This window comes from Acinetobacter sp. YH16056_T, assembly GCF_024605895.1.
Taxonomy (GTDB): domain Bacteria; phylum Pseudomonadota; class Gammaproteobacteria; order Pseudomonadales; family Moraxellaceae; genus Acinetobacter; species Acinetobacter amyesii.
The window spans coordinates 482,633-507,949 of sequence record NZ_CP094545.1 but is presented as its reverse complement, the minus strand read 5'-3'; the positions used below and the strand labels follow the sequence as shown (position 1 = coordinate 507,949).

Sequence of the window (25,317 nt, the reverse complement as noted above, 5' to 3'; positions counted from 1 at the left end):
CATTGTTTTATCAGAAGTTTTAATCTTCATCACCGCCGATGGATGTGCATTCTACAGCATTTCAGAACCGTTGCAATACCCTTTTCCATTTATTTTTAATTTTCCATTACGTTTGTTTATTTATTCTACTAAATTGAGTTTTTTTACTATTTTTTGAGCATAAAAGGGACAATATTTCCATATTTGTCCGTTAATTTATCTTTTTCATTCTTTTCTTGCCATTTCAAAGCTCGACAATCGACATATTCACAGTATCCACCTTCCCCACACTCAATTTCGTCATTGATTTTGATTTGATAGTTAAAGCTTCCTGCATAACCTGCGCCGAGTCCAAATTTAAAATCCCCACGGCTCTGCGCTTGTACATGTATTTTCATTTTGTCATTTTGGTAAATCCATTCAAATTCACGTGGCAAATACATTTTTTGCAAATTGGGGGTTTTAACAACGGGATAAACGCGCATGACTTTAAAGAACACACCTTGGTCTGCCATGAACACTTGCTGCTGATTTAAATCTCTTAGATATAAACGCGAACTCAAAATATTGTTATAACGATCTCGCGTTTGCATAAAGATAATTTGACGCTGTCGGCTAAGGTTGATTACCTGATGGGTATAAAACGCTAAAGGTAAATATGGAAACTTGCGTATTTGTGCATAAGATAATACCGCCAACTGATTTACATCATACATCTGGCCCTGAAATTTGATTTGCCCTTCACATTGGCACATCACTGACCAATATTCAGCAAGACCCAATCTTAATTTAATTAAACACGAAGAAATATCGGTAGTTTGCACGGACAAATCTAAACTGAGTTCAGTATCTTCTCGATGGATTTGAAATACCGCACCATCCCAACCAATCAGTTCTTTGTCTCTAAATTTAAAGACGGTCTCACTCAGACTACAGTCGTCTTTGATGGAATATGATTGTAATTGCCCAACTATATGACCACTCACACTGGTCATTACTGTGGCTGTATTGAGTTCGTCTTGTTGAATGGACGCAGGATTTTGAAAAGCGGGAATCTGAGGCTGCCCGAGCCAACTCATAAAGTTAAGATAATGTAAGGGCGCAGGAAGATTCGGTAGACAAAGTCCATAATGGACTGAAGGATATGGCATATTCGGCGCATGTAGATTTATTTTTTTATGTTGTAAATCTGGAGCTTGATTCAGTCGTCTTGATTGATCCAAGAAATCTTGAAATATCTGCATATCAAGCTCCTTTTCATTTTTATTTCATGTTTTAACTCATGCTTCAGCCTTTTTTGCCATTAAGGTTGTGACAAAGCCAGACAATGCATAAATTACTGAAATAATTAAAATACCCATTGGAATATTATACGTTACAGCAGCTAAAACAAAGACTATGATTGGTAACACCGCAAATGGAACACGGCGACGATCCACCGTTTTAAATGAATAGTATTTTACATTTGAGATCATCAATAGACCCACTGCAATAATCACTACCGCATTAAAAATCTGAATACCTATTTCGCGTAAGTCGAAGACCGCAGGGATATCCATACCTACCCATACCAATGAAATAATCATAACGGCTGCGAGTGGACTTGCAACACCAATAAAGTAACGTTTATCGACGACCCCAATTTGTACGTTAAAACGTGCCAAACGGAAGGCTGCACATGCGGTGTAAACAAAACATGCTGCCAGGCCAATACGGCCTAAGTCATTTAGACTCCAGCTATACATTAAAATGGCAGGTGCAACACCAAATGCTAGCAAGTCTGATAAGGAGTCAAACTGTTCACCAAATGGACTTTGTGCGCCGATAGCACGTGCGACACGTCCATCCAAACCATCAAATAATGCTGCAAGAAAAATAGCATAAATGGCTTGTTGAAACTCACCATTCATACTGGCAATTATTGAATAAAAGCCGGATAACAACGCTGCAGTTGTAATCAAGTTTGGCCACAGATAGATCCCACGACGTTTCACTTTATGCCCTTCATGGGTATGCTCCTCTTCTTCAACTTCAAATGTAATGCCATCAAATGCATTTTCATCCTTTGAAGAAATTTCCCGCTCAGGTTTATTTGTATTTGTCATTGTTCGATCCTAACTGTGACCTTTCTTTTTCAAGTTTAAAATTATTCGCCAACCAACCAACGTACGGCTGCATGACCACCATTTTCATTCATACGAAGATGTGGGAACAACCATTGTAATGCTTCGTCCGCATCTTCAGAGAATTTCCAAGGTGGGTTAATCACCAATAAACCACAACCATTTAGACCGACTGGAGTGTCATCTGGCCATACACAAATTTCGCAAACCAACTGACGACGAATGCCGGTTTTGTACATTTTCTTTTCAAAACGTTCAATCATCGCGCGGTCTTTAATTGGATACCATACCGCAAAAACGCCTGTCGGCCATTTTTTATAAGCAGCCACCAACAATTCTACAAGCTGTGGAAAATCTTTACGTTCTAATTCGTAAGGCGGGTCAATCATGACCAAACCACGTTTTTCTTTTGGTGGAATTACACCCAGTAAACCTTCGTAAGCATCACGCTCATGCAAGCCTGCACGTTTATCAAAAATATTGTGGCGCAATTGTTGGAATACATCACGCTGCATTTCAAAAATCGTGGCTTTATCAGTTTCACGCATGCCTTCAAGTGCAAACCATGGAGAGCCTGGATAAGCACCTTTACCAAAGTTTTCACGCATTTTTTCAACAACTTTTAAATATTGTTGAACACCTTCAGGCGCATTGCGTTTAATCGAATCATCGAGCTTAACTAAACGATGAATACCATTTAAAAACTCACCTGATTTCTGTGCTTCAGAGGTCGAAAGATCATATTTACCCGCACCACCATGTGTATCTACATAGCGATAAGGTTTATCTTTTGCATTCAGTCGACTTAATAACTGAAGCAGCAAAACGTGCTTCATCACGTCGGCAAAGTTGCCTGCATGGAAATGGTGACGGTAATTCATGTTTCTTTAATTCCTGATATCAACGGACATTTTAGCATGAAAAATAGTTTCATTCCGATGCTATTCTTGCTCTAGAATACGTCACCTTTTTTTCCACAACTTTATGGTTCGTATATGGAAACAGCCTTTCTCCCAAAGTCTTGGCCGGTTGATCAAATCCTCGATGATTTAGATCAACACGGGTTTAGCATTATTGATGACGCTTATCCTGCTGAATATATACATGCACTTGTTGAAGAATGTATGTCAAATTTAAATAAATTTAGGGATGCAGCCGTACAAAATGGGGTCATCAGTAAAATTAGAAGTGATCATATTTTATGGATTAACGACACCTTAGATGTCGCACAAGAACACGTTCAAGCGTTAGAACATTTATCAGAACAATTTAATCGCGCATTTTTTTCTGGCATTCACGAAGTCGAAGCACATTTTGCCTGTTATAACGCAGGTGAATTTTATGCTCTGCATAAAGATAATCCTCAAGGCAAAAATGGACGTGTCATTTCAGCGGTTTATTATTTACATGAACATTGGCAAGCCGACTGGGGCGGTGAATTGCGCTTACAAGATAAGAATGATGTTTGGCATATTTTAGAACCTAAACCGAATCGCATTGCATTATTCCAAAGTGACCTATTACACGAGGTACTCGAAGCTAAACATCAACGTTTATCGATTACGGCTTGGCTACGTAATGACAACTCGATGTGGTAATTCGAGATTCCTCCTTTAAATCCCTTAAACTATCCTCATATATGAGTCATTCATAGATGAGGATGTACCCGATGCGTCAAAACAGTCATAAAATTATTCAACGTATTGGCGAAACCGATCAATTATTTCTACAAGGCAACAGCCCTGAACTTGCCCTTGAGCGTGCAGACTTACGCCTGCAATTGGTTAATTTAAGTAAGAACCATCAAGAACAAGTGTATTTTCTGCAAGAAGCCATTGTTCTACTTGAGCAAAGCCGGATTGAATTTGAAGAAATGTCGATTGAGCTATACATCAATTTGTCTGTGCATTTAGCCAAAGCCTATATGGTATTTTTTGAAATCACCAAAGAGCAGCGCTATGCCCTGATTACCCAGCAGATTATGAAACCGATGTCCAAAGCTGAACATGGCGACATCTACTTCTATTTGGCCTATGCCTCTGCAGTAAAACAAGAACCTGCGTTAACCCGCCACTGGTTATATAAATACAGCAAATCTCAAGAATTCAAACTCACCACATTACTTGAGCATCCTGCATTTAATCCTTATCGCCAAGAAACTTGGTTTTTAGAATTACGCCAAAGTAAACTGCACTAAATAAAAAACACCTCCGAAGAGGTGTTTTTTATTTATGGAGAAGTGAAATCTATGCTGGTTGTAGCTTATATGCATCCATATGCAACTGTTGATTCAGCTCATCAATCCAAATGGCCCAATCATCATCTTGTACTAAATGGCTGATTAGAAAGTCGCGCTGTGCTTTATTCCAAAACGGCGCATCATGTAAATTTTCACTTGCGGCAAGCTGATGCGTACGTACGTATAACTCGATCGCAGCTGGACTGCTGGCTAACCCCAATTGAGAAAACAATAAAGCTAAGGATGGTTTATTTTGATTGAGCATCTCGCCCTCCTTATCAACTAATCTGTCATTTATTATTTAATTAACTTATATGATGCAGATAAAAAAACCTAGCGTTAAAACTAGGTTTGTTGTTTCAAATTGTATTTAGATTTTGCATGATCCGGAAAGCTTATGTTCTGTATGCAATTGTTCATTTAAAATATCGACCACTATGGCCCAGTCATCATCTTTTTTCCAATGACTGATAATGAAGTCACGCTGTGACTTCGTCCAAAATGGCGCTTCATGCAGTGGAACATCCATGGTGATTTGATGCGTTTCGATAAATTGATCGATGCCTTCCGGAGTTGCATCCAACCCCAATTGTTCAAAAAATAGTTCCAACGTCGGTTGTTGATCAAACATTGCCGTTCTCCTCAAGCCAATAACATTTCTCCCATCTTTATAGTTATCTGTTTATTTGACTTTGTCAGTTGCAACAGCATCTCAACGTGTTATTTTTTGTTCAAAATTCAAGCGTGGTATTTTTCGGACGCCATAAAAAAAGCACCCCAAATGGAGTGCCTTTTTATAATTTAATTTAAAAAATTAAATTATTTAACCATGTCAGCAACTGCTGCACGTTCTTCTTCAAGCTCGTTTAGAGTGAAGTTGATACGTTCACGGCTGAATTCGTCGATTTCAAGACCTTGAACGATTTTGTATTCGCCGTTTTCAGTTGTTACAGGGAAACCGAACATTACGCCTTCAGGGATACCATAAGAACCGTCAGAAGGAATACCCATAGTTACCCATTTGCCGTTTGTGCCAAGAGCCCAATCGCGCATATGGTCGATTGCAGCGTTTGCAGCAGAAGCAGCAGAAGAAAGACCACGCGCTTCGATGATCGCAGCACCACGTTTACCAACAGTTGGAAGGAATACGTCTTTGTTCCAAACAGCATCGTTGATTTTGTCTTTTAAGCTTTCGCCGTTTACATTTGCAAAACGGTAGTCCGCATACATTGTTGGAGAGTGGTTACCCCAAACTGTCATGTTTTCGATGTCAGAAACTGCAACACCAGCTTTTTGAGCAAGTTGAGTTAACGCACGGTTGTGGTCAAGACGTAACATTGCTGTGAAGTTTTTCGCTGGAAGATCTGGAGCAGATTTCATTGCGATGTAAGCGTTAGTGTTTGCAGGGTTACCTACAACAAGAACTTTAACGTCACGGCTAGCAACTTCGTTAAGTGCTTGGCCTTGACCGATGAAGATTTCACCGTTTACTTTAAGAAGGTCAGCACGTTCCATACCAGGACCACGTGGACGTGAACCTACAAGAAGAGCGTAGTCAGCATCTTTGAATGCAACTTTAGGATCATCAGTACCGATCATACCTTCTAAAAGAGGGAATGCGCAGTCATCAAGTTCCATCATTACGCCTTTAAGCGCTTGTTGAGCTTTCTCAACTGGAATTTCTAATAATTGAAGGATAACTGGTTGGTCTTTACCCAACATTTCACCGCTTGCGATACGGAATAATAAGCTATAACCGATTTGACCAGCTGCGCCAGTAACGGCAACACGAACTGCTTGCTTCATGTAATTATCTCCAATTGAGGAAGGTCATAATGATTAAATAGCTGTTCTATCTAATCTTAATAATCATAAACGGCAAAGATTGTACTCCAATCTTTTGACGCTTGCATGTAAAAGAGAATGCTTTTCAACAAAAGTATGATAGGAAATATAAATAAAATGCCGAAAAAAGCTTAGAAAGAACCTTTAATTATGAAAGTTGCAGGACAATTTCCGACGATAGTCGTAGGGCAACTTTTGTACTGACCATTGTTTTTATAGCAGATTTTAATCTCAGTCAGTAGGCTACCACCACGGGTTTGCATACAGTTAAATTCAATACTTTGTGATACCAATCCGCTGTTCATACGCAACATTTTATTACGCAAGACATTGGCTTGAATGGACTGGGTTTCTTGGCTAGTCAATTCATCTGGAATTTTTAGTTTATCTGCATGATTAATAATGGTTCTGAAATACTGGCTGGCATTCATTGGGACACAGCCGCCTGTATTGTGCCAAAGCGCCACGCGAGCATTTTCATCAGGCATAATCCGTGCAACCACTTTCGCTTGCAACGGAGAAAGTTTAGCTGAACTATTGGTCGTGCAATCACGTGTAGAGGTTTCTGGATATAGACCCGTGATATTGAGTGAATACCCTTCCAGACATTTACGCTTTTTACTTTTTAATGGGTCATAAGCGCAAACAGCAGGCACCATTTGCACATCCATCACATAACCATTGACCACGGGTGCTGCCGAAAGCACAGACATACTAAAGCCTGCACCACTGCCGATGAGCAGTGATGTCAGTATTCGATAAGCAGGTCTAATGTCCATGTTCGGCATTCATTATTTACCCATATTGCACCTAAAAGCAGGCGCATCTTGCTTTAAGGTTTATTGCGCATTCCGTAATGGAATCATTTGCATTCGTTTTTCAATCGATTGGGGTCCCTGACCCAATAAAAGGCCGTAATGGGTTGCATTGGTCATCACATGTTTTACATAGTCTCGAGTTTCCGTTAATGGAATCGATTCCGTATATTGATCCGCTGCAATTGCTTGATATTCAGGCTGCCAGCGTCGAGCACGATTTGGACCCGCATTGTAACCTGCGGTCGCTAAGACTGGACTATTACTCAATTGACGTTGAATCATCGATAAATAGAAAGTGCCATAACGAATATTGGTATTCATATCCGTTAATGCAGCGGGGTTATAACTCTCCCCCATCTGACGAGCCACCAATTTTGCGGTGTCTGGCATAATTTGCATTAAACCACCGGCACCGACATGTGAACGTGCGCTAGTGACAAACCGACTTTCTTGACGCATCAAACCATAAGCCCATGCAGGGTCAATGCCGGCATTACGACTATGACTCACCACATAATTTTGATGCGGCATAGCATAACGTAAAGCATAATTGTGCTGTTTAGTGGTTCGATCTGCCGCATAAATCGCCCGATCATACCAACCCATATCGGTTGCACGTTTAGCTGCGGCAAGAATCATGCCATCATCATGCTTTAAATAGGCTTGACGCACTGCCCAGTTCCATTCACGGTTAATATAGCTGTCAGATGCATTAATATTGCGCAATGCAAAGGCACGACGGAAGTGAATATCCTGACTGAGACGCTGCGCATCTTGTGACGAAGGCTGCACATTTGACGGAATATTGTTATAAGACTGACCAATTTTGTCACGTGCTAACAAATTATGGTAATCATCGCCAACGGCAAGCTTGCGATAAATTTCTTTTGCCGCACGTTTAGATGAGGCATCTCCACGTTGTTCAGATGCTCGTGCTAACCAATATTGCCAACGGTCTTCTTGCTTTTGCGAAACGCTCATCGCATCAATTGCACGAATGACACTTTCCCATGCGCCAAAACGAATGGCTTGTCGCGCATAAATCTCGGCTTCTTCTGCACTAAAAGGCAGTCCATAACTCAAATCAAGATAATTTAGAACTTCACGGTTGAAATTGTTTTTCATCACCGTTGTACCACCGATATACCCGACACTACGGTATAGGGCTTTTTGTACATCGGCTGGTGTGCCTTCTGCTGCACGTTTCACCGAAGAAATCGCGCCATTTAAGTCGCTATCGGCCAAGCGACCCATCGCATAAATCAGGTATGCATGATCTTCAGCTGTGGCTTTGGGTGCAGACCATAAATAATTCAGTGGATTGGCTTGAATGGTGTTGAGTTGCGATAAATTAATATTCACGCCAATGGTTTGCGCAGTCGCAATCGCTTGCCCTGACTGTCCGGCTCTTAACTGCCCCCACATCCGTTGATGGCGGTCATCTTGAGTCATTAAAGGACTTGATAACATCATACGGCCCAAGCCAGTACACGAATCAGGTTGTGAGTTTGTGGTCAACCATACATCTTTAAATTCTGCATAAACCAGTGGATCGCCTGACTTGGCACGAACTTGGGCCATGGCACAGGTTTCAGCACGGTCAGCATTAGTCACATATTGCAAGACAGGCTGTGCTGTAGCGAAATCGGCTTGTTTGACTTTTTCTTCAACATAATCTGCGGCTAATTTTTCTGCCATTGCCGAGTTTGGATAACGCTGTACAAAATTAGTAATCGCACTTGCAGGCTGTGAAGCCAAATTGTTATTGAGCAACCAATATTCTGGGTAATAGCCCAAAACATCATTTTGCATGGATGATTGGTATTGTTGTAACAAACCTATATTGCCTGCATTCGCAGCACGTAAAGCATCGTTAAACTGCTCATCTGCGGCTTGGGCAAACGCAGAAATTCCGGAGAGTCCCACACTCAAAGCAAGTAATTTAGCGTAATTTTTCTGTTTAAAATTATGTTTTAACATCCACTTGCCTTCTTTCATGTCATTCCGCCCGGTTACAACACATCGAACTTTATTTAGGAATTAGTTTAATAATTCTAAACTCTGCATTGTGTTCTGTTATGTAACCTTATGATTAGCCAATATTAATTTTCAAACATTTTTACTTCATAAATCAATATGGCAGAGTTGTCATTTTAGGCTGTAAGTTTCTAGTGAATTACTGCTAAAATATTGCCCATTCTTAAAATCCCCTTTTTTGACCTCCGCAGCTGCACAATTCGACTGATTGAATTGTCTGTCAGCCACGTATGGTTATTGATTTTCATAAAATTCCTTTAGGAGCCTACATGACGGTTCAAACCTTCATCCCCAATAGTGCCCAAGCTGCCCCAGATAACACTGTTACCCAGCCACAGCACACCCCAGCTCAAGATGGAGCAGTGAAAAAACTGTACATCGAAACGCAAGGGTGTCAGATGAATGAGTATGACAGTCAACGTATGGGCGACCTTTTAGGTGATTCTCACGGCTATGTGCTGACGAACGACCCTAAAGAAGCCGATATTCTCCTGATGAATACCTGCTCTATTCGTGAAAAAGCACAAGAAAAAGTATTTTCTGAGTTAGGCCGTTGGCGCAAGCTGAAAGAAAAAAATCCAGATTTGGTAATTGGTGTCGGTGGCTGTGTTGCTTCTCAGGAAGGTGACAACATTCAAAAACGTGCACCGTATGTTGATATGGTCTTTGGTCCACAAACCTTGCACCGTTTACCGCAAATGTTAGATCAGCATACTGAGCAAGTGGTCAAACCGAAAAAAGAAAAAATTCAATTGGTGGATATTTCATTCCCTGATATTGAAAAATTCGACTTTTTACCTGAACCGCGTGTGGAAGGTTTTAAAGCCTTTGTTTCTATCATGGAAGGCTGTTCTAAATACTGTTCATTCTGCGTGGTTCCTTACACCCGTGGTGAAGAAGTTTCTCGCCCACTCGATGACGTATTGGCTGAAATTGCCACTTTAGCTGAAAAAGGCGTACGAGAAATTTCATTACTCGGTCAAAACGTGAATGGCTACCGTGGTGAAACCTTTGAAGGTGAAATCTGTACCTTTGCAGACTTATTACGTTTAGTCGCTGAGATTCCGGGGATTGGCCGTATTCGTTACACCACATCGCACCCGCTTGAATTTAACGATGACTTGATTCAGTGCTACCGTGACTTACCGCAAATGGTTTCTCACTTACATCTACCAGTTCAAAGTGGTTCAAACGACGTGCTACAAGCCATGAAACGTAACCACACGATTGATGTTTATATCGATAAGATTGCAAAATTACGTCAAGTTCGCCCTGATATGCATTTATCTAGCGACTTTATTATTGGCTTCCCAGGTGAAACTAACGAGAACTTCGAAGAAACTTATCAATTTATCCAAGATATGGACTTCGATCATTCATACAGTTTCATCTACTCAAAACGTCCAGGTACTCCTGCTTCAGAACTTGAAGACACCACCCCTGAAGATGTGAAAAAAGAACGTCTTGCCAAAGTTCAACAATGGATTAAACAATCGAGTATTGATAAAACTGATGCCATGCTAGGCACCATTCAACGTGTCTTGGTTGAGTCTGTTTCTGACAAAGATCCGAACTTGCTGATTGGTACTGCAGACAATACACGTTTGGTCAGCTTCATTGGTGATCCTGCATGGGTTGGGCGTTTTGCAGAGATTGAAGTGACCGATATTAAAACTTTGAAGTTTGTTTATGGTGAACTCTTGAATCTTGAGCCTGACGTGGCGTAATGTAAGCTTAATCGTCAGACCAATTTAAAGGAATTCTCTTGACTGCAGCGATTCGACGTACTGTAACTTTTGCTGGTATTCCACTTGACCGTTTACAAAGCATGCTCGGTGCCTATAACGGTCATCTCAAACAAATTGAACAACGTTTAGATGTCAAAATTTCTCATCGCGCAGATGCTTTTTTTGTCGATGGGGAAATCGATGCGGTTGAGAGAGCCGAAAGCCTCCTTCACCGTCTTTATGAAGAGTCCGAAACCAATCCACAGATTAGTGCTGATATCTTACACATGATGATTCAAGGCAGTCAGACCGACCGCGAAATTCAGGAAGATTTTTCTGAAAATGAGCACACCGGTTTAGATAATGTTTATCTACAAACTCGTAAAGGTCGGATCAACCCACGTGGCGCCAATCAAAAACGCTACGTGCAACGTATTTTACAAAGTGATATTTCTTTCGGTATTGGCCCAGCGGGTACAGGTAAAACTTATCTCGCGGTCGCCGCTGCTGTAGATATGCTAGAACGCAACGAAATTCAACGCATTTTATTGGTTCGCCCTGCGGTTGAAGCCGGTGAAAAACTGGGGTTTTTACCCGGTGATTTGAGCCAAAAAATTGACCCTTACTTACGTCCGCTATACGACGCTTTGTATGAAATGCTCGGTTTTGAAAAAGTCGCAAAACTGATAGAACGTCAAGTGATTGAAGTTGCTCCTCTGGCCTACATGCGTGGTCGTACCCTAAATCATTCCTTTGTGATTTTAGATGAAGCACAGAACACCACCCCTGAACAAATGAAAATGTTCCTCACCCGTTTAGGTTTTGGTTCTCGTGCGGTAATCACTGGCGACATTACACAGGTCGATTTACCTCGCGGTCAACAATCTGGTTTGGCACATGCCTTACGTGTGATTGAAAAAATCAAAGAAATTCATATTACTCGCTTCCACTCTCGTGACGTGGTACGTCATCAATTGGTTCAAAAAATTGTTGAAGCCTATGAGGGATGGGACAGCGAACAACATCGCCTCACGGCTGAACAACGTGCAGAACGTAAAGCACGTCAGGAGGCCTTGGTGGCGGACAATGATGCTAAAGCTGATGGGCAGCATCAAGACGAAAACATTTAAGGATTCATTTTGAAACTTAATCTCTCCTTGCAGCAAAATTTTCAGTCACCTGAATTGGTGGTGAAACGTGCGCATATCAAAAAAGTCGTGGAAACGGCTTTACGTCATATCGATACACAAAGTGATTGTGAGATCGGTATTGCATGTGTGGACAATGACGAAAGCCACAAATTGAACTTGGAATATCGTGGTAAAGACAAACCGACCAATGTGTTGTCTTTTCCGAGCGATCTCCCGGATGAAATGGCGGCAGTTTTAGACTCATTTCCGATTGGCGACTTGGTGATTTGTATTCCTGTAGTTCTTCGAGAAGCACAAGAACAAAGCAAAGCACCCCTGACCCACTTTACGCATATGCTGGTACACGGTACGTTGCACCTGATGGGCTATGACCATGAAACCTCTGATGAAGATGCTGAAGAAATGGAAGCGTTGGAAATTGAGATTTTAGCCAAATTGGGGTTTGATAACCCTTATCTGGAAAGAGATTAAGAACCAAAAAAGCGAGCTACGGCTCGCTTTTTTTATCGTCATAAAAACCAAGGAAGGAAAGATATGCAATATGTCGTGATTTTTAAAGCACGCATTCGTACGCTTGATGAATTGTATTTTTCGACTGCACAGCAGCTTAGAGACAAAGCCTTGACACACTTTAACTGTCAACATTTTGAAGCGCTAACAGAGGCTGAGCATGAAATCGCCCTTTCCTACTGGAATACCTTAGAAGACATTCGAGCTTGGCAGCAAGATGCACAACATCTGGTGGCGCAGCAATTGGGGAAAAACCAATGGTATGCAAGTTTTAGCGTCGAAATCTGCGAAGTTTTGCGACGCTATCACAACTGAATTTTAACGAACCTCAAACTCTGCTTCTGCAGGATCGAAGCGCCAAGTCCGCACAATACGAAGTTCTGAGATGTCTTTCATTTTGGCATCAAACAAACCAAAAGGTGCCGCCTTACGCACAGAGGTTTTTGCAGCTTCGTCCAATAAGCTTGAACCTGAACTTTCGATCAAACGAATGGCACGAATCCCGCCATTACTGTTCAAAATAACCATTAAGCGTACTTCACCTCGTAGCTGCTGCTGTTTTGCCGCTTCAGGATAGTAACGGTTACCGTAAAACTCGACTTTTTCACGAAACTTTTCCATATAGGCCGCAGAAACATCTTGCTTGGCTTGAATACCATCTATGGTTTTAATTTTTTGCTGACGGCTAAAGTTTTGCTGACGTTGTAAATATTGAGCTTCGATACTCGCCACCATCGCAGCCTTGGCCTGAAACTGACTATTCAACTCCTCAACAGCTTTTTTGCGACTGTTTTCTTCCGCTTGTTTTTGCCAACTCAAAGTTGTCATCAACACTTTATCTTCAAAACTGAGCTCTTTTTTTTGTTGCAGTTGCTCTAAAGCTTCACTTTTTTGCTCACCGGCTTTTTGTTCGATCATCGGTGCAGGCATGTCACTCGACATCCGATGTGACTCACGGAATGTCCCCGAGCCCTGCTGATCGGCTTGCGCTAAAAAGTCCGCATGTTCAATTTTTTCCGTCGTAGGACGTAAAGAAACTGCAATTTCTTTGGTGTTATAATCCGCCTCTTGGGGCATGGTAAATTGCATGGTTAAAAAAGCCAAATGCAACACAGCAGCAAACGCCAATGCAGTTGCAAATATGGGATCTTTCCACCACTCTTTCATCAAGGGCATGAACGTTATTTTTTTCAGCATCACATTAAACCGACAATTTGCCGCATTCCCCAAACTGCTTAAAACAGTATAAAATAAAACTCGTATTCATTTTTTGATGAAAACGAGAAATCCATCAACACATCGATAATGCACAATTAAAATCATGAAAATGGTGCAATTTATTTTGCTAAACTGCAAGATCAAAACCTTGTGTTTTTATAGAAATCGACAAGATAAACATCGTTAAAAAACATAATTTGTCAGGATGCACTTCTTATGCAAACGCTAGTTTCCAATATCGCTAAACGTATACGCCAAGTGTACCAAAAAGCTGAAGGATTTATTGAAGATGAGCGTGAATTCCCAATGTCTCAAGTGTTTTTAAATGCGACATTTCAGCGCTTTGTCACCGATAATGTGAAAATGCTCAAAGACTTGCATGCTGACCTGCATGATGACTGGCTTCGACTGTATGCCACATTGGATTATAACGGGCTGATCATAACACTCTCTGTTGATTTAAAACTGGTACAAATGGAACTCAACAAACAAACCCAATTGATCGTATTTGAACAAATTAGTGATACACAAGTGATTGAAGCAAAGTATCCAAATGTTCTGTATAAGATGGGCGTGCGCATGGCGTTATGGTTCTATCAAAAAGTACTCAACCAAGATCCATTGGGTATGATTTTGGAAAAGCTCAATGTGATCAAAGTTAAAGATGATTTACTGTATTTAGACCTGAATCGCTGGCTCGGTAAAAGTCGATCGATTATCGACACACTGGGCAAAGTCCATGTCAACCATGCTGTTTTACGTGAGGCCGAATTGGTGGTGATTGGTAATGTTAATTTAACAGCATTGTTCACCAAAATGTCGCAAGAACGGATGGAAGACTGGGATGATTCAAATTTAAAAGACGATGAAGTCACGCCTATAAAGCAAAAGGAAAGCTAGACTTATCCTGTACTTAGGCATCTTGAACCTATAAAAACGCTACACAATATATACATTAGGCACGGATTTGTGACGTGATTCTCCACAATCCAGCCGCATAATAAACATATCAGGTGGTTTAGCCCACCGCACTTCTATTGAATAGGAAAACCATACTTATGGCACATTCAGTTTTGAAAAATTTAGGTCTTGTTGCTGGGGTATCGACTACACTGCTTTTGACTGGTTTCTCAAGTCAGTCATTTGCCATGAGTCCATTCCAAGCAAGCTACCAGTTTAATTACAACGGCAAAAACTTGGGTTCTGCAACACGTACCCTAAAACAATCTGGGAATAACTGGACGTATGTTTTCGCAGCAAAAGCTGGTGCGATGGCCTCTGCAACTGAAACCAGTCGTTTTAGTTTAAATGGCAGCCAAATTCACTCGAACAGCTTTAGCCGCAGCAGCAAAATTTTGGTGCACAACAACACCATGAATATTAATTTTAATGCTGGCGCAAAAACCATTAATACCAAAAAAGATGATAAAGCGCGTTCATTTGCGTGGAAATCAGGTGTGTTAGATGAACTCAATGCTGAATTGCAAATTCGTGAAGATTTAAAAAATGGTGGTTTGAAATCGAATTACTACATTGCCGATGCCAAAGAGGTTGAAGCTCGTAAGTTCGTGAAACAAGGCACTGAAAAAGTGAAAACCACTTATGGAACTTTTGACACCGTGAAAGTCGTGATGCGTCATGATAAACCAGGCCGTCAAACGACTTTCTGGTTAGCACCAAAACTAGATTACCTACCTGTCAAAGTTTCCCACCAAGACAATAAAACCTCTTACGGTTTATTGTTAACGGGCTATAAAGGTGCAACAAATTAATTGATTTGATCAATTTCGCTTGCATTTTTCACGGTGCTTTTTAAAATACGCTTTTGCTTTAAAAAGCACCTGCCCCTCGAGGATTCTCCCGTGCACGCTCTGGAACAGAAAATCTTAGCTGAAGGTATCGTTCTCTCTGAAGAAGTTCTGAAAGTCGATTCTTTCCTGAACCACCAAATTGACCCTGTGATGATGCAGCAAATTGGTCAAGAATTTGCCCGTCTTTTTAAAGATGCTAGCATCACAAAAATCATTACGATTGAAGCATCAGGTATTGCACCTGCAGTAATGGCTGGTCTTGAACTTGGTGTTCCTGTGATTTTTGCACGTAAATATCAATCTTTAACCTTAAAAGATGATTTGTATCGCTCAAAAGTGTTTTCTTTTACGAAACAAACTGAAAGCACTATCGCGATTTCTAAAAAGCACATCAATGCTGAAGATAAAGTTTTAGTGATTGATGACTTCTTGGCCAATGGTCAAGCGGCTTTAGGTCTTGCAGATCTTATTCATCAAGCAAGTGCTGAAGTATTGGGTATCGGTATCGTGATTGAAAAATCATTCCAACCTGGTCGTGATATTTTGCTTGAAAAAGGCTATCGCGTTGAATCATTGGCACGTGTGAAATCACTGGCGAATGGTACAGTTGAATTTGTTCGTGACTAAGTTTGCGTTCAAAAGAAAAAAAGAACACATCAGGTGTTCTTTTTTTTGCTAAAAACTTACGATTAAGGTGACGTAGAGCGTACTTTTTAACGCCTTGGTTACAAGCAGACAAAACATCTGTGCGCAAAACTCGATAAAATTCAGGAAAATCGTTGCATTTGATCAAATGGGTCAACTACTCATCTGTCAAATTACATTATGCTGCACCATAAATTCGGCCACTTTATTTTTTAAGGCTACGGAAAGTTATGAATACAGAAGATCAAAACATGGAACCGACAGTTAAATGTCCAAGATGTGGATCAACCCATATTGAAAAGCGTAACCATGAACAAAACTTACAAAAAATTGGTGGGGTTTTACTCAGTGGTGCAGGAACTGCTGCAGGGACTGTCGGTGGTGCGGCATCTGGCGCATCTATTGGTGCTGCGATTGGTGGTGTGACTGCAGGCCCACTTGGCGTGATTATGGGCGGAACCATCGGTACTTTTGTTGGTGCAATTAGCGTCGGCATTACAGGCGGTTTTCTAGGACACCGTTTTGGTAAAAAAGCCGGCGTGATCGTCGATCAAAATATTTTTCTCGACTACCAATGTTTAGACTGCAAACAGCGCTTTGAAGTTGAGCAACAGCCTGAAGACGCTGCAAAGACTTCGGATCAAGACTAAATTGGATATAAAAAAAGAGCGCATCAGCGCTCTTTTTTTATAGGTTATTGTTTTTCTAATATGTATTTCTAGTCTATTGAAATGCTATTCGAAAACCATGGCGAATCAATTATTTTGAAGCATCAGTTAAAGATTTTGATTCTGCTTTGACTTGATCTTGTTTCGCCAAAAATTCTTTTTCTTCAGCTTTTTTCTCTTGCGGGAAATCCATACTGTATAAACTGGCATTGCCGTACACAAGGAAGATGCAGCCAATACGGAACACAGGAAAGTCATTAGAAAATTAACAATAGACATCACCCCCCCTAAAGAAGAAATTTAAATACAAATCATGTAATCAAAAAATAAAAATAACGCGCCCAACGAGACAGCAATATTCGACTCAAGGCCATCACTGAGCAGGCTGTATTTAAAAAATTTCAATATATTATTGATATTATTTATTTTTAATATTTCAGGAATAGTTCGACAGATTTATTTTTATATTTTGGGCGGTATACAACGTCATAAATAAAAAGACGTCACACGTAAATAAAGCAAGAAAAGTGCAATATTTAAACCTTTTCTTGCCCGTTCGCTACAAAGTTAGCGCAACTTCCTAGAGCAAGTAAGTATCAAATCAACTTTTTGACGACTTCGCCTAGGCGTTTACCCAGCTCTTCACACAAGTTACGCTCATCTTGACTCAATGACTGATCATGGCGTGGACCACTGACATGGCTTGCACCATAAGGTGTACCACCCGTTTTGGTATTCGATAATGCAGGATGGGCATTAGTTAAACCCATAACCATCATTCCGTGATGAAACAAAGGCGGCAGCATGGTCAGCAAAGTACTTTCCTGTCCCCCATGCATTGAACCTGAACTGGTAAACACACAGGCAGGTTTGCCATGTAATGCGCCATTGAGCCAAAGCGCTGTGGTTTGATCCCAGAAATATTTCATTTCCGACGCCATATTACCAAAACGTGTTGGCGAACCAAGGGCTAAACCTGAGCAATGCGCTAAGTCATCTAAGCTACAGTAAATATCGCCTTCGGCAGGAATACTGGGCTGCACGTCAGTCACCACAGTAGATAAATTTGGAACGGTTCGTATTTTTACTGCCATTCCAGACGCTTCAATTCCATTGGCAATTAAATGTGCCATCTCACGTGTTGAACCATATTTGCTGTAATACAACACCAGTACATAAGCTTGCGTCATTTTTATAAATTCAATGAAAAAAGAAAACTATACGGTATTTTTCCTATTTTTTGGTTAAGCTAAGTGATGAAAATTGCATAAACATGACTAAAATAACTCGAGACTTGAACGAATGATCGAAGCATTTTTAAAAAAACTTCCCTTTTACGACAAGAAATGGTTTCAGTTTGTTTTATTTGTCATTCGACGTTTTGAAGCCGATCGCTGCCGTGAACAAGCAGGATCATTAACCTATACCACCTTGTTTGCAGTGGTACCCATGTTGACCGTATTCTTGGTCATCATCTCCTCAATTAAAGCTTTAGAACCTGCTCGTCAACAGCTTCAACAATTGATTTATAGTAATTTCCTACCGAAAACGACAATTGCTTTTGATAAAGCACTGAATGCATTCACCGATAAATCCAGTAACCTGACTGTTATTGGTGTACTGTTTTTATTCATTACCACAGTTATGATGCTGACCAGCATTGAGACAGTATTTAACCGAATTTGGCGGGTGCGTGAGACACGTGGCGGCATTATTGGCTTTATGCGCTATTGGACTATTATCTCATTAGGCCCAATCTTATTGGGTAGCGCATTTGTTGTGTCATCTACCTTGGCCTCTATGAATGTCCTCAGCAATAATTTTGCCGGCTATGAACTGGATGGGGCTTTTCTGCTGTGGATCTTGTCTTTTTCATTGACCATTTTAGGTTTTTTCATTCTGTATTGGACGATTCCCAACCGCAGTGTGCCGATTAAGGCGGCGCTGATCGCGGGTGTCTTTAGTGCCGTGGTATTTGAATTACTCAAAAACCTCTTTGGTTTTGTCATGTCAAATTTCACCAGTTATCAAATCGTTTACGGTGCTTTTGCTGCAGTGCCAATTTTCCTGCTTTGGATATTCCTTTCATGGAATATCGTACTGATTGGGGTAGAAATTAGTTATGCACTGACCGCTTTCAATTCGGGCAACGACCAAAAACGTCATCCTGTTATTATGTTGATGGATTTGCTTGAATTATTTTATAAAAAGCAAAAACTCGGTCAGAGCGTGACAGAAAAAGAAGCGCTTGAGGTTTTAGGGCGTGATGAAATCGGCCGCCTGCCAAGCTATATTTTATTGTTTGAAGAGCAACACCTGATTAAACGTACAGATGATGATCATTATGTTTTAGTTCGTAATTTAACCCAAGTGGACTTTTGGAGTTTTTACAGTAAGCTGCCCTATCCGCTCCCTAAACGGCAAGATTTAGGTCGCGTCGATCCAGATGATGTTTGGATGGAAAAAATTGGGCCGCAACTGGTCGAATCGGATGATTATCTCGCGGCCAAACTCTCGATACCGCTTGCGACTATTTTTGAAGAAAAATAACCGTATAAATTAAAAGGGAGAACTGCAGTTCTCCCTTTTAATTTATACATGATATTAGATCGCTGTGCACTGATGTCCCATCAATTTAGACAACCACCGATGCAAGGTTACCGTCATCACTCCAACCATTACTAAGGCCGTTCCCAAAATAAAGTTCAGTTCAATCGTTTCGTTTAAGATCAATACGCCAAAGACCAGTCCAAAGATTGGGGTAAGGAATGAAAAAACGCCCAGACCATTGGCCAGATATTTACTTAACAGCCAAAACCAAAGCATCAGGCTAAAAAATGAAATAATGAGCACATGAAAAATCATACTGCTGATGGACAACACCGTCCAATGTACAGTCATTTGTCCTGTCAGCCACGCCACGGGTAATAAAAATACACAACCACCAACCAACTGATAAAACAAGGTCTGAGTCGGAGGTGCATCAGAGAGTTTGGTGAGTCTTAATGAAATGGTGGTCAAGGCCCACATCACCCCAGCAAGTAATGCCATCGCATCACCCAACAGGGCTTGAGTGTTGACTGTAGTACTACTTTCACGTCCCATAAACGACAGTACTATTCCTGAAAAGGCAATAAAAATACCGACCCATTGGATCGCTGTGAGTTTTTCTTCAGGCAACTTCCAATGTAAACCTAATGCCACAAAAATCGGTGCGGTATAGAGCAAGACAACGGTATGTGATGCAGAGGTATAGCGCAGGGATTCTGCCACTAAAATAAATTCGGCTGAAAATAAAAACGCCAACCAAATACCCGGCAGCAAGTATTCGCGTGTATATAAATGTGTTCCCGGCTTGAGACGAATCAGTGGAAAGACCAACAGCGCAGCCAAACCCGATCGAATGGCAATTTGCATGATCGGCGCAATATCAACCGCGGCCAATTTCAAAATGACCTGCTGAATCCCTAAAATCATGCACAAAATAATCATCAGGCCAGAAGCTTTTGCATCTAGCGCCTTACGCTGTTCCACACTATTTACTCGACAATACGATAAGCAACACTATAGAACTGTCAGAAATAAAATATATACTTCAAAATAGACAAGTGATCTTCTTATTCAGGCAAAATTTCTCATGCGTCATAAAGCTCGTGCAGATCATACGCAGTTGCAACAACTTCCCACCAACGATGAAATTCAAGCAGCACTGTGGATCAGTTTTCGTGACGATCCTGCACTGTCTGTTTATCCCGTTCATGGACATGCTTGGGGCGAGTTTGTCTATGCCTTTAATGGCGTAATGGAAGTGAACATCAACCAGATAGACTATATTACCCCACCACCTTATGGCATTTGGCTTCCCCCACACTTAGAACATAGTGGTTTAAATCGTACTGCAGTTTCACATGGCACCTTATATGTACATGAATCTCTATGCACCCACTTGCCGAAACAACCGGGGATTTTACTCAGCTCACCTTTAGTTACAGCGATATTCAGCCATTTGCGTCTGTTGCATCAACAAGCCGATCTCATGGAAAATACGGCCGAGTATCAACGCTTACTCCATGTGATCTTAGATCAACTGCATCAAGCCAAATTGGTCAGTAGCTATTTACCGCATTCGGAACACCCTGCCCTCAAACAGCTGCTTGATTATTTACATCAACATCCTGCAGATCAGAGCACGCTTGAGCAATTGGCAAAGCGGATAAATATGACGGAACGTACTCTGGCGCGTTATTGTCAAAAAGAACTTGGGATGTCCCTGCATGAATGGCGACAACGTCTCAAAGTCATGAAAGCCATGTCCATGCTCAACGCAGGTCAAACCGTCGAAAATATTGCTTTAGAACTTGGTTATGCCAATGCCTCGGCGTTTATAAATATGTTTAAAAAATGGATGCTTTGCACCCCAGATCAGTTTAGGAAATCCGCTTTAAAACCCTAAATGTGTTTAAATTTAGCTATAAGGGTCTCTATAAAGTGATTCAACAATCCGTTAAGATCAAAAAATCTACGAAAATGATAATAATTCCATTTCAAATGAATAAAAAAACCATTTTAGCGCTGTGTTTATCTGCCGTATTTTTAACGGCTTGTAGTTCCAAAGAACAGCGTGAATTTAAATCTGCACTCAAAATAGCTCAAAGTGGTGATGCGACTGCGCAAATGAAAGTGGGTGATTTATACCTCACTGGAACGGGCACAGAACAAAATATCGAACAAAGTGTACATTGGTACAAAGCTACTGCGGATCAAGGCACTACGGACGCATTCGCATGGTTGATGACTCAAGCCTACCAAGGAAACCCGCATGCAGATCAAGTGATTCGAAAGATGCAGCAAGATGGCAATATTTTCCTTGCACACTGGGTGCTAGACCTTGCAAAAAAGACTCATGATCCTGCTGCTGAATATACCGTTGGTTGGATGTACGACACGGGAAAAGGCTTAATTCAAGATAAGCACCAAGCGCAAATTTGGTATGAAAAAGCTGCCAAACAAAAGAATGTCGAAGCAATCAAAGTCTTGGGAAATCAACATTATTTTTCTGAACATCCTTCGTCTACACCCGACAAAGCAGCTGAATATTTAAGCTACACCGCAGAACAAGGGCAAGATGCTGACGCGGCGATGAAAATGGCACATTATTATCATTATGATATTCGAGATGGTGAAAAAGCGCGACAATGGTATGCCAAAGCTGGTGCATTGGGAGACACCGACTCACAGCATATGGCAGACACCTATGAAACATGGAAAGACACTGGTCCTTTATTTACAACCCAATGAGCCACCACCATCAAGCAGTACTGAATAGATCAATCAAAAAAGGCTGCATTAAGCAGCCTTTTTGTATGTCGTTCACAGATTATTTGACAAAGGTTGTCCAGACATAGTCCTGATTTTTGCCTTTTAGGGTCATTTTCAACTGCTCACCTGACTGTAGTGCCGCGACACCTGCAGGCGTACCCGTCATGACCACATCACCCGCCTCAAGACTAAACACTTGGCTAATATCGGCCAACAAAGTACCCACATCAAAAATCAGCAATGCAGTATCACCGTTCTGACGCAATTCATCATTGACATGCAAGGTATAATGCACATCTTTCCAATCTTGAACCACCTCTTGGACATCGACCCAATCCGCAAGGATGCAAGAACCATCATAAGCTTTGGCACGCTCCCAAGGCTGACCTTTTTTCTTTAAGTAATCTTGTAGATCACGCAAAGTCAGATCTAGGCCCAAAGTCACAGCTCCAACTGCTTCTAAGGCTTTGAGAGGATCAGTTTCAGCCGATAAAGGGCGATCAATACGTAAACTTAATTCGCATTCATAGTGGCAACTGCCCCATGCAGGATTCCATGTGATGCCTTGCTCTAATGCGGTTAATGCACTTGGCGGCTTCATAAAAAGCACAGGACGGTCAGGAATTGCATTGCCTAATTCTTTGGCATGATCTGCATAACTACGACCGACGCAAACAATTTTAGATGGACGTGACTGCATACTACTCCCTCTTTTGTTATGAATAGATTGTCTTAGTGCTGAAAAGTATTGCTAAAAATCGCTTGGTCCGCAGTATCTTTAAATGCACTTTTCGGCACAATAATCACGGTTTTATTTTTCAGCTCAAGCATATAGGTCAATTTGCCTTCAGCAAAATTGGCCACTTCAACATAATGGAAGATATTCTTACGACCATTGGCATGAATTTCTGCATAGTCTTGAAATAAATCAATACCTTGTTCACTTTTTCCTAATTGGTATTTTACAAACTGGCGTTTAAACATCATCGGTAAAAACCAATAACGCATGATACCTTGAAGAAGTAAAAAGAAAGCACCCAGCCCAACATAGTAGGCACCGACACCATTTACACCTAAGTAAAAACCCCAGATGATAATCCCAAGGCTAATGGCTGGCGTTAAAAAACGCGTAAATTGCTTTTTGCCAAAAGTAGCTAGTGCAAAACCATCCTGTGATTCTTCTAGATTTAAAAAATAGCGCAGCGATAATGCAGGTAGATTTTCAGACATAAGCGTATGAATATTTAAAAATGAATTGCGCTAAATACTACACCACAATTCAAACTTGCTTCATGCTTTTTAATGATCGGTTGTAACACATCACTACTTCCCTTCCCTCTAGAAATACGTTAAAAACAGCAACAAATAAAAGATTGCATACGCAGGATGTGACATGCAGATAACAAAAATAATCATGATGCTAGTGTTTCTGAGTGGACTGAGTATATCGACCAGTTGGGCCAAATTCGTTCAATGGCAACCCCAGATCCCTAGTAGTTTGGACTTATTTAATGGCAATGCCAAAGCCTTGGCAAATCTTGCCGGTGATCACATCGTGATTTTTGCACATCCTTCACAGCAAATTAGTCTACCCACGATGAAAGCAGGACAAAAAGTCGTTGGTAAATTTCAAAGTGCCGCAGTGGTTGTCCCAACCAACAGTAAAAATGTCGCCAGATTACTCAGTAATTATCCAAACTACGCCGGCTTATTTCCCACGCTAAAATCTGCTGAGGTTTTGCAACAGCAAGGTTCAACCAGCCAAGTTGAATATCGCATCCACATCCCGACGCCGATTCCGGTTTTAAACTTTAAAGAAACTGTGGTGATGCAGCACCAAATTCAGCACAACAGCATTAATAGTTTGGTTCTAGAAGCACCAGTGCCCTTTGGTGCAGGGAAAATTGAATGGTTTGAGATTGATGCACAACACACCTTGATTAGTGTGACCCAATGGGGCGATTTAAATCAGCCCAAAGGTTTTTTGTTTAGCAAAATATTAAATGCCTTACCCGATGCCAAATTAGGGATTCCTGCGGGAGCCAATGGTTTTTTACTCGAATCATTACAGCGCCGATTTAAAGCCTTTAGTAGTGAAACTCTCGCTGCAAATCAATTGCCTGAACTCAAATTGAATGCCTCTCAACTCGACAAAATCACCCAATTAAGTCAAAGCTCGAAAGAACCTGTGTCCTTTATTTTGACAGCGCAGCGCGTTCCCTTTGGGCAAAATTATGAATTCATGCGCTTTAGCACCAGTTTTCAATATTATGCACAAGAGCCTTCGAGCTTACAGCGCTGGATTAATGTGTCTTCGTTCAAGCACTTATTTCCAAGACAAGTCAAACATATGCAAGTGCAGAAAATTAATCCGCACCTCATGGATGCCGACTATAAAATTTCGGTGGGTTTAGGTGTGATCAATATTCCCTTTGATTTTAAGATGCGTTTTAACTATCCCGACTTACTGCAAAATCAATATACCGCAACAGGTGGGGACTTAAAGTTTGTCCGAGGTGCAATGCATATTCGCCCCTTACAACAAGGGTCGTTATTACAATTGACCAGTGCGGTGAAGATTGATGACAAAGCACCGTTTTTACTTCGTGCTATGCGCAGTATGCCGTATCACGACATGTTACCGGCTTTAGGCGGAAATACGGTCTTTGCACTCAAAGTTAAACAAAAGCTAAGTTAGAACCTTGATTGATGAACTGAATTTATTGTTTTTAGCTATATTTCAGACACAAAAAAACCGCAACATGTGCGGTTTTTCAATCTTGATCAAGTTGGTGCGCTCAGAGAGATTCGAACTCCCGACCCCTTAGTTCGTAGCCAAGTGCTCTATCCAGCTGAGCTATGAGCGCGACGTCTTGATGAGGCTCATTATACGTGATTTTTATTTTTTGTTAAGAGCTTTTTCATATAAATTTAACCAAACGCACAGCAAATAAACAATTACCCTTTAAACACGCTAAAAATCAGCTAGATTTACTTTTTTAATGACTTTTGCATCACAAGTTTGGAATTTAAACTTAGCAATACTCACGTATAAATGCTCAAGATAGATAACAAGTATATCGCCATCATTGAATCGCGGCTTTAACTCACCAACTTTTCTTTATCTTAGCTTTAAAAAATGCATCGCCATGAACATCTGAAATGAGGGTTTATCTGCTGAAAAAAGCAAAATCAAATTTACTGATGGGTCGTCTTATAAAATACAA

The 25,317-nt window shown here is 41.0% G+C and carries 28 protein-coding genes and 1 tRNA gene; 14 read left to right on the top strand and 15 right to left on the bottom strand.

Annotated features, from left to right (window positions below; genetic code table 11):
• Positions 1–146 precede the first annotated feature (146 nt).
• Genes MST17_RS02520 through MST17_RS02510 form a run of 3 tightly spaced genes read right to left on the bottom strand, consistent with a single transcriptional unit; the run spans position 147 to position 2,983 of the window.
• The gene (locus MST17_RS02520; RefSeq protein WP_180026035.1) at positions 147–1,223 is read right to left on the bottom strand and encodes a DUF6670 family protein; all 1,077 of its coding nucleotides are present in this window, start codon (positions 1,221–1,223) and stop codon (positions 147–149) included.
• A 36-nt stretch (positions 1,224–1,259) separates the two neighbouring features.
• The gene (pssA, locus tag MST17_RS02515; protein ID WP_180010549.1) at positions 1,260–2,084 is read right to left on the bottom strand and encodes a CDP-diacylglycerol--serine O-phosphatidyltransferase; all 825 of its coding nucleotides are present in this window, start codon (positions 2,082–2,084) and stop codon (positions 1,260–1,262) included.
• A 41-nt stretch (positions 2,085–2,125) separates the two neighbouring features.
• Positions 2,126–2,983 (bottom strand): 23S rRNA (adenine(2030)-N(6))-methyltransferase RlmJ, encoded by an 858-nt coding sequence (locus MST17_RS02510; RefSeq protein WP_078189232.1) that lies wholly within the window; start codon positions 2,981–2,983, stop codon positions 2,126–2,128.
• Positions 2,984–3,097: 114 nt separating this feature from the next.
• On the opposite strand from MST17_RS02510, the gene MST17_RS02505 reads away from it, so the two are divergent.
• Together MST17_RS02505 and MST17_RS02500 are read left to right on the top strand one after the other, a co-directional pair.
• Positions 3,098–3,700, top strand: a complete 603-nt coding sequence (locus MST17_RS02505; RefSeq protein ID WP_180026036.1) for a 2OG-Fe(II) oxygenase — start codon at positions 3,098–3,100, stop codon at positions 3,698–3,700.
• Positions 3,701–3,771: 71 nt separating this feature from the next.
• The gene (locus MST17_RS02500; protein WP_180026037.1) at positions 3,772–4,299 is read left to right on the top strand and encodes a hypothetical protein; all 528 of its coding nucleotides are present in this window, start codon (positions 3,772–3,774) and stop codon (positions 4,297–4,299) included.
• Between the two features lie 49 nt (positions 4,300–4,348).
• Here MST17_RS02500 and MST17_RS02495 read toward each other — a convergent pair whose 3' ends face one another.
• From MST17_RS02495 to MST17_RS02475, 5 genes are all read right to left on the bottom strand, one after another.
• Complete coding sequence (locus MST17_RS02495) at positions 4,349–4,606, bottom strand: DUF2789 family protein (RefSeq protein ID WP_078189234.1); 258 nt, start codon at positions 4,604–4,606, stop codon at positions 4,349–4,351.
• A gap of 105 nt (positions 4,607–4,711) precedes the next feature.
• On the bottom strand, positions 4,712–4,972 hold the full coding sequence (locus MST17_RS02490) for a DUF2789 family protein (protein ID WP_180003486.1): 261 nt from the start codon (positions 4,970–4,972) through the stop codon (positions 4,712–4,714).
• A 188-nt stretch (positions 4,973–5,160) separates the two neighbouring features.
• Positions 5,161–6,147, bottom strand: coding sequence for a malate dehydrogenase (locus MST17_RS02485; protein WP_180026038.1), 987 nt, complete (start codon positions 6,145–6,147; stop codon positions 5,161–5,163).
• Between the two features lie 170 nt (positions 6,148–6,317).
• Positions 6,318–6,899 carry a ribonuclease I gene (locus MST17_RS02480; RefSeq protein WP_171262588.1) on the bottom strand — a complete coding sequence of 194 codons (582 nt, stop codon included), beginning with the start codon at positions 6,897–6,899 and terminating at the stop codon, positions 6,318–6,320.
• A gap of 126 nt (positions 6,900–7,025) precedes the next feature.
• Complete coding sequence (locus MST17_RS02475; RefSeq protein WP_180026039.1) at positions 7,026–9,002, bottom strand: lytic transglycosylase domain-containing protein; 1,977 nt, start codon at positions 9,000–9,002, stop codon at positions 7,026–7,028.
• 308 nt (positions 9,003–9,310) lie between these two features.
• On the opposite strand from MST17_RS02475, the gene miaB reads away from it, so the two are divergent.
• The 4 genes from miaB to MST17_RS02455 all read left to right on the top strand — a co-directional run bounded on the left by miaB (position 9,311) and on the right by MST17_RS02455 (position 12,744).
• The gene (gene miaB, locus MST17_RS02470) at positions 9,311–10,768 is read left to right on the top strand and encodes a tRNA (N6-isopentenyl adenosine(37)-C2)-methylthiotransferase MiaB (protein ID WP_180026040.1); all 1,458 of its coding nucleotides are present in this window, start codon (positions 9,311–9,313) and stop codon (positions 10,766–10,768) included.
• Between the two features lie 38 nt (positions 10,769–10,806).
• A complete protein-coding gene (locus MST17_RS02465; protein ID WP_111885944.1) occupies positions 10,807–11,898 on the top strand; it encodes a PhoH family protein in 1,092 nt (363 codons plus the stop codon).
• A gap of 9 nt (positions 11,899–11,907) precedes the next feature.
• Entirely contained in the window at positions 11,908–12,390 is a 483-nt protein-coding gene (gene ybeY / locus MST17_RS02460; protein WP_078192431.1) for an rRNA maturation RNase YbeY, read from the top strand.
• Positions 12,391–12,453: 63 nt separating this feature from the next.
• Positions 12,454–12,744: an antibiotic biosynthesis monooxygenase gene (locus tag MST17_RS02455; RefSeq protein WP_180026041.1), complete on the top strand. Its 291-nt coding sequence runs from the start codon at positions 12,454–12,456 to the stop codon at positions 12,742–12,744.
• Between the two features lie 3 nt (positions 12,745–12,747).
• Here the strand turns inward: MST17_RS02455 and MST17_RS02450 are convergent, their stop codons facing one another.
• Entirely contained in the window at positions 12,748–13,605 is an 858-nt protein-coding gene (locus tag MST17_RS02450) for an energy transducer TonB (RefSeq protein ID WP_213033255.1), read from the bottom strand.
• Positions 13,606–13,863: 258 nt separating this feature from the next.
• Between MST17_RS02450 and MST17_RS02445 the strand changes: the two genes are divergently transcribed.
• The 4 genes from MST17_RS02445 to MST17_RS02430 all read left to right on the top strand — a co-directional run bounded on the left by MST17_RS02445 (position 13,864) and on the right by MST17_RS02430 (position 16,753).
• Positions 13,864–14,547, top strand: a complete 684-nt coding sequence (locus tag MST17_RS02445; RefSeq protein WP_111885941.1) for a hypothetical protein — start codon at positions 13,864–13,866, stop codon at positions 14,545–14,547.
• A 158-nt stretch (positions 14,548–14,705) separates the two neighbouring features.
• Positions 14,706–15,419, top strand: a complete 714-nt coding sequence (locus tag MST17_RS02440; protein WP_180010540.1) for a DUF3108 domain-containing protein — start codon at positions 14,706–14,708, stop codon at positions 15,417–15,419.
• A 90-nt stretch (positions 15,420–15,509) separates the two neighbouring features.
• Positions 15,510–16,085 carry a xanthine phosphoribosyltransferase gene (locus MST17_RS02435; RefSeq protein ID WP_180010539.1) on the top strand — a complete coding sequence of 192 codons (576 nt, stop codon included), beginning with the start codon at positions 15,510–15,512 and terminating at the stop codon, positions 16,083–16,085.
• A 269-nt stretch (positions 16,086–16,354) separates the two neighbouring features.
• Entirely contained in the window at positions 16,355–16,753 is a 399-nt protein-coding gene (locus MST17_RS02430; protein WP_180026120.1) for a hypothetical protein, read from the top strand.
• 109 nt (positions 16,754–16,862) lie between these two features.
• Here the strand turns inward: MST17_RS02430 and MST17_RS02425 are convergent, their stop codons facing one another.
• Together MST17_RS02425 and wrbA are read right to left on the bottom strand one after the other, a co-directional pair.
• Positions 16,863–17,018, bottom strand: coding sequence for a hypothetical protein (locus MST17_RS02425; protein WP_180026042.1), 156 nt, complete (start codon positions 17,016–17,018; stop codon positions 16,863–16,865).
• A 349-nt stretch (positions 17,019–17,367) separates the two neighbouring features.
• Positions 17,368–17,961 (bottom strand): NAD(P)H:quinone oxidoreductase, encoded by a 594-nt coding sequence (gene wrbA / locus MST17_RS02420; RefSeq protein WP_180026043.1) that lies wholly within the window; start codon positions 17,959–17,961, stop codon positions 17,368–17,370.
• 112 nt (positions 17,962–18,073) lie between these two features.
• On the opposite strand from wrbA, the gene MST17_RS02415 reads away from it, so the two are divergent.
• Complete coding sequence (locus MST17_RS02415; protein WP_078192438.1) at positions 18,074–19,321, top strand: YihY family inner membrane protein; 1,248 nt, start codon at positions 18,074–18,076, stop codon at positions 19,319–19,321.
• Positions 19,322–19,375: 54 nt separating this feature from the next.
• Here MST17_RS02415 and MST17_RS02410 read toward each other — a convergent pair whose 3' ends face one another.
• Positions 19,376–20,305: a DMT family transporter gene (locus MST17_RS02410; RefSeq protein ID WP_180026044.1), complete on the bottom strand. Its 930-nt coding sequence runs from the start codon at positions 20,303–20,305 to the stop codon at positions 19,376–19,378.
• A gap of 103 nt (positions 20,306–20,408) precedes the next feature.
• Here MST17_RS02410 and MST17_RS02405 point away from each other — a divergent pair, with 103 nt between their 5' ends.
• Both MST17_RS02405 and MST17_RS02400 read left to right on the top strand, forming a co-directional pair.
• Entirely contained in the window at positions 20,409–21,224 is an 816-nt protein-coding gene (locus MST17_RS02405) for a helix-turn-helix domain-containing protein (protein ID WP_180026045.1), read from the top strand.
• 95 nt (positions 21,225–21,319) lie between these two features.
• Positions 21,320–22,069 (top strand): tetratricopeptide repeat protein, encoded by a 750-nt coding sequence (locus MST17_RS02400; RefSeq protein ID WP_180026046.1) that lies wholly within the window; start codon positions 21,320–21,322, stop codon positions 22,067–22,069.
• A 79-nt stretch (positions 22,070–22,148) separates the two neighbouring features.
• Here the strand turns inward: MST17_RS02400 and MST17_RS02395 are convergent, their stop codons facing one another.
• Both MST17_RS02395 and MST17_RS02390 read right to left on the bottom strand, forming a co-directional pair.
• Complete coding sequence (locus MST17_RS02395) at positions 22,149–22,790, bottom strand: fumarylacetoacetate hydrolase family protein (protein WP_180026047.1); 642 nt, start codon at positions 22,788–22,790, stop codon at positions 22,149–22,151.
• A 32-nt stretch (positions 22,791–22,822) separates the two neighbouring features.
• A complete protein-coding gene (locus MST17_RS02390) occupies positions 22,823–23,320 on the bottom strand; it encodes a YcxB family protein (protein ID WP_180026048.1) in 498 nt (165 codons plus the stop codon).
• 184 nt (positions 23,321–23,504) lie between these two features.
• Between MST17_RS02390 and MST17_RS02385 the strand changes: the two genes are divergently transcribed.
• Complete coding sequence (locus tag MST17_RS02385) at positions 23,505–24,788, top strand: SRPBCC family protein (RefSeq protein ID WP_257223979.1); 1,284 nt, start codon at positions 23,505–23,507, stop codon at positions 24,786–24,788.
• A gap of 92 nt (positions 24,789–24,880) precedes the next feature.
• On the opposite strand, the gene MST17_RS02380 is transcribed toward MST17_RS02385, so the two are convergent.
• A tRNA-Arg gene (locus MST17_RS02380) sits at positions 24,881–24,957 on the bottom strand.
• Between the last annotated feature and the right edge of the window lie 360 nt (positions 24,958–25,317).

Coding starts and splice junctions, on each gene's coding strand:
- MST17_RS02490 (WP_180003486.1), bottom strand. CDS start 4,972: ATGTTTGATCAACAACCGACGTTGGAACTATTTTTTGAACAATTGGGG.
- MST17_RS02520 (WP_180026035.1), bottom strand. CDS start 1,223: ATGCAGATATTTCAAGATTTCTTGGATCAATCAAGACGACTGAATCAA.
- MST17_RS02480 (WP_171262588.1), bottom strand. CDS start 6,899: ATGTCTGTGCTTTCGGCAGCACCCGTGGTCAATGGTTATGTGATGGAT.
- MST17_RS02505 (WP_180026036.1), top strand. CDS start 3,098: ATGGAAACAGCCTTTCTCCCAAAGTCTTGGCCGGTTGATCAAATCCTC.
- pssA (WP_180010549.1), bottom strand. CDS start 2,084: ATGACAAATACAAATAAACCTGAGCGGGAAATTTCTTCAAAGGATGAA.
- MST17_RS02405 (WP_180026045.1), top strand. CDS start 20,409: ATGCGTCATAAAGCTCGTGCAGATCATACGCAGTTGCAACAACTTCCC.
- MST17_RS02445 (WP_111885941.1), top strand. CDS start 13,864: ATGCAAACGCTAGTTTCCAATATCGCTAAACGTATACGCCAAGTGTAC.
- wrbA (WP_180026043.1), bottom strand. CDS start 17,961: ATGACGCAAGCTTATGTACTGGTGTTGTATTACAGCAAATATGGTTCA.
- MST17_RS02415 (WP_078192438.1), top strand. CDS start 18,074: ATGATCGAAGCATTTTTAAAAAAACTTCCCTTTTACGACAAGAAATGG.
- MST17_RS02510 (WP_078189232.1), bottom strand. CDS start 2,983: ATGAATTACCGTCACCATTTCCATGCAGGCAACTTTGCCGACGTGATG.
- MST17_RS02450 (WP_213033255.1), bottom strand. CDS start 13,605: ATGCCCTTGATGAAAGAGTGGTGGAAAGATCCCATATTTGCAACTGCA.
- MST17_RS02430 (WP_180026120.1), top strand. CDS start 16,355: ATGGAACCGACAGTTAAATGTCCAAGATGTGGATCAACCCATATTGAA.
- MST17_RS02400 (WP_180026046.1), top strand. CDS start 21,320: ATGAATAAAAAAACCATTTTAGCGCTGTGTTTATCTGCCGTATTTTTA.
- miaB (WP_180026040.1), top strand. CDS start 9,311: ATGACGGTTCAAACCTTCATCCCCAATAGTGCCCAAGCTGCCCCAGAT.
- MST17_RS02395 (WP_180026047.1), bottom strand. CDS start 22,790: ATGCAGTCACGTCCATCTAAAATTGTTTGCGTCGGTCGTAGTTATGCA.
- MST17_RS02485 (WP_180026038.1), bottom strand. CDS start 6,147: ATGAAGCAAGCAGTTCGTGTTGCCGTTACTGGCGCAGCTGGTCAAATC.
- MST17_RS02495 (WP_078189234.1), bottom strand. CDS start 4,606: ATGCTCAATCAAAATAAACCATCCTTAGCTTTATTGTTTTCTCAATTG.
- MST17_RS02385 (WP_257223979.1), top strand. CDS start 23,505: ATGATGCTAGTGTTTCTGAGTGGACTGAGTATATCGACCAGTTGGGCC.
- MST17_RS02455 (WP_180026041.1), top strand. CDS start 12,454: ATGCAATATGTCGTGATTTTTAAAGCACGCATTCGTACGCTTGATGAA.
- MST17_RS02500 (WP_180026037.1), top strand. CDS start 3,772: ATGCGTCAAAACAGTCATAAAATTATTCAACGTATTGGCGAAACCGAT.
- MST17_RS02475 (WP_180026039.1), bottom strand. CDS start 9,002: ATGAAAGAAGGCAAGTGGATGTTAAAACATAATTTTAAACAGAAAAAT.
- MST17_RS02440 (WP_180010540.1), top strand. CDS start 14,706: ATGGCACATTCAGTTTTGAAAAATTTAGGTCTTGTTGCTGGGGTATCG.
- MST17_RS02390 (WP_180026048.1), bottom strand. CDS start 23,320: ATGTCTGAAAATCTACCTGCATTATCGCTGCGCTATTTTTTAAATCTA.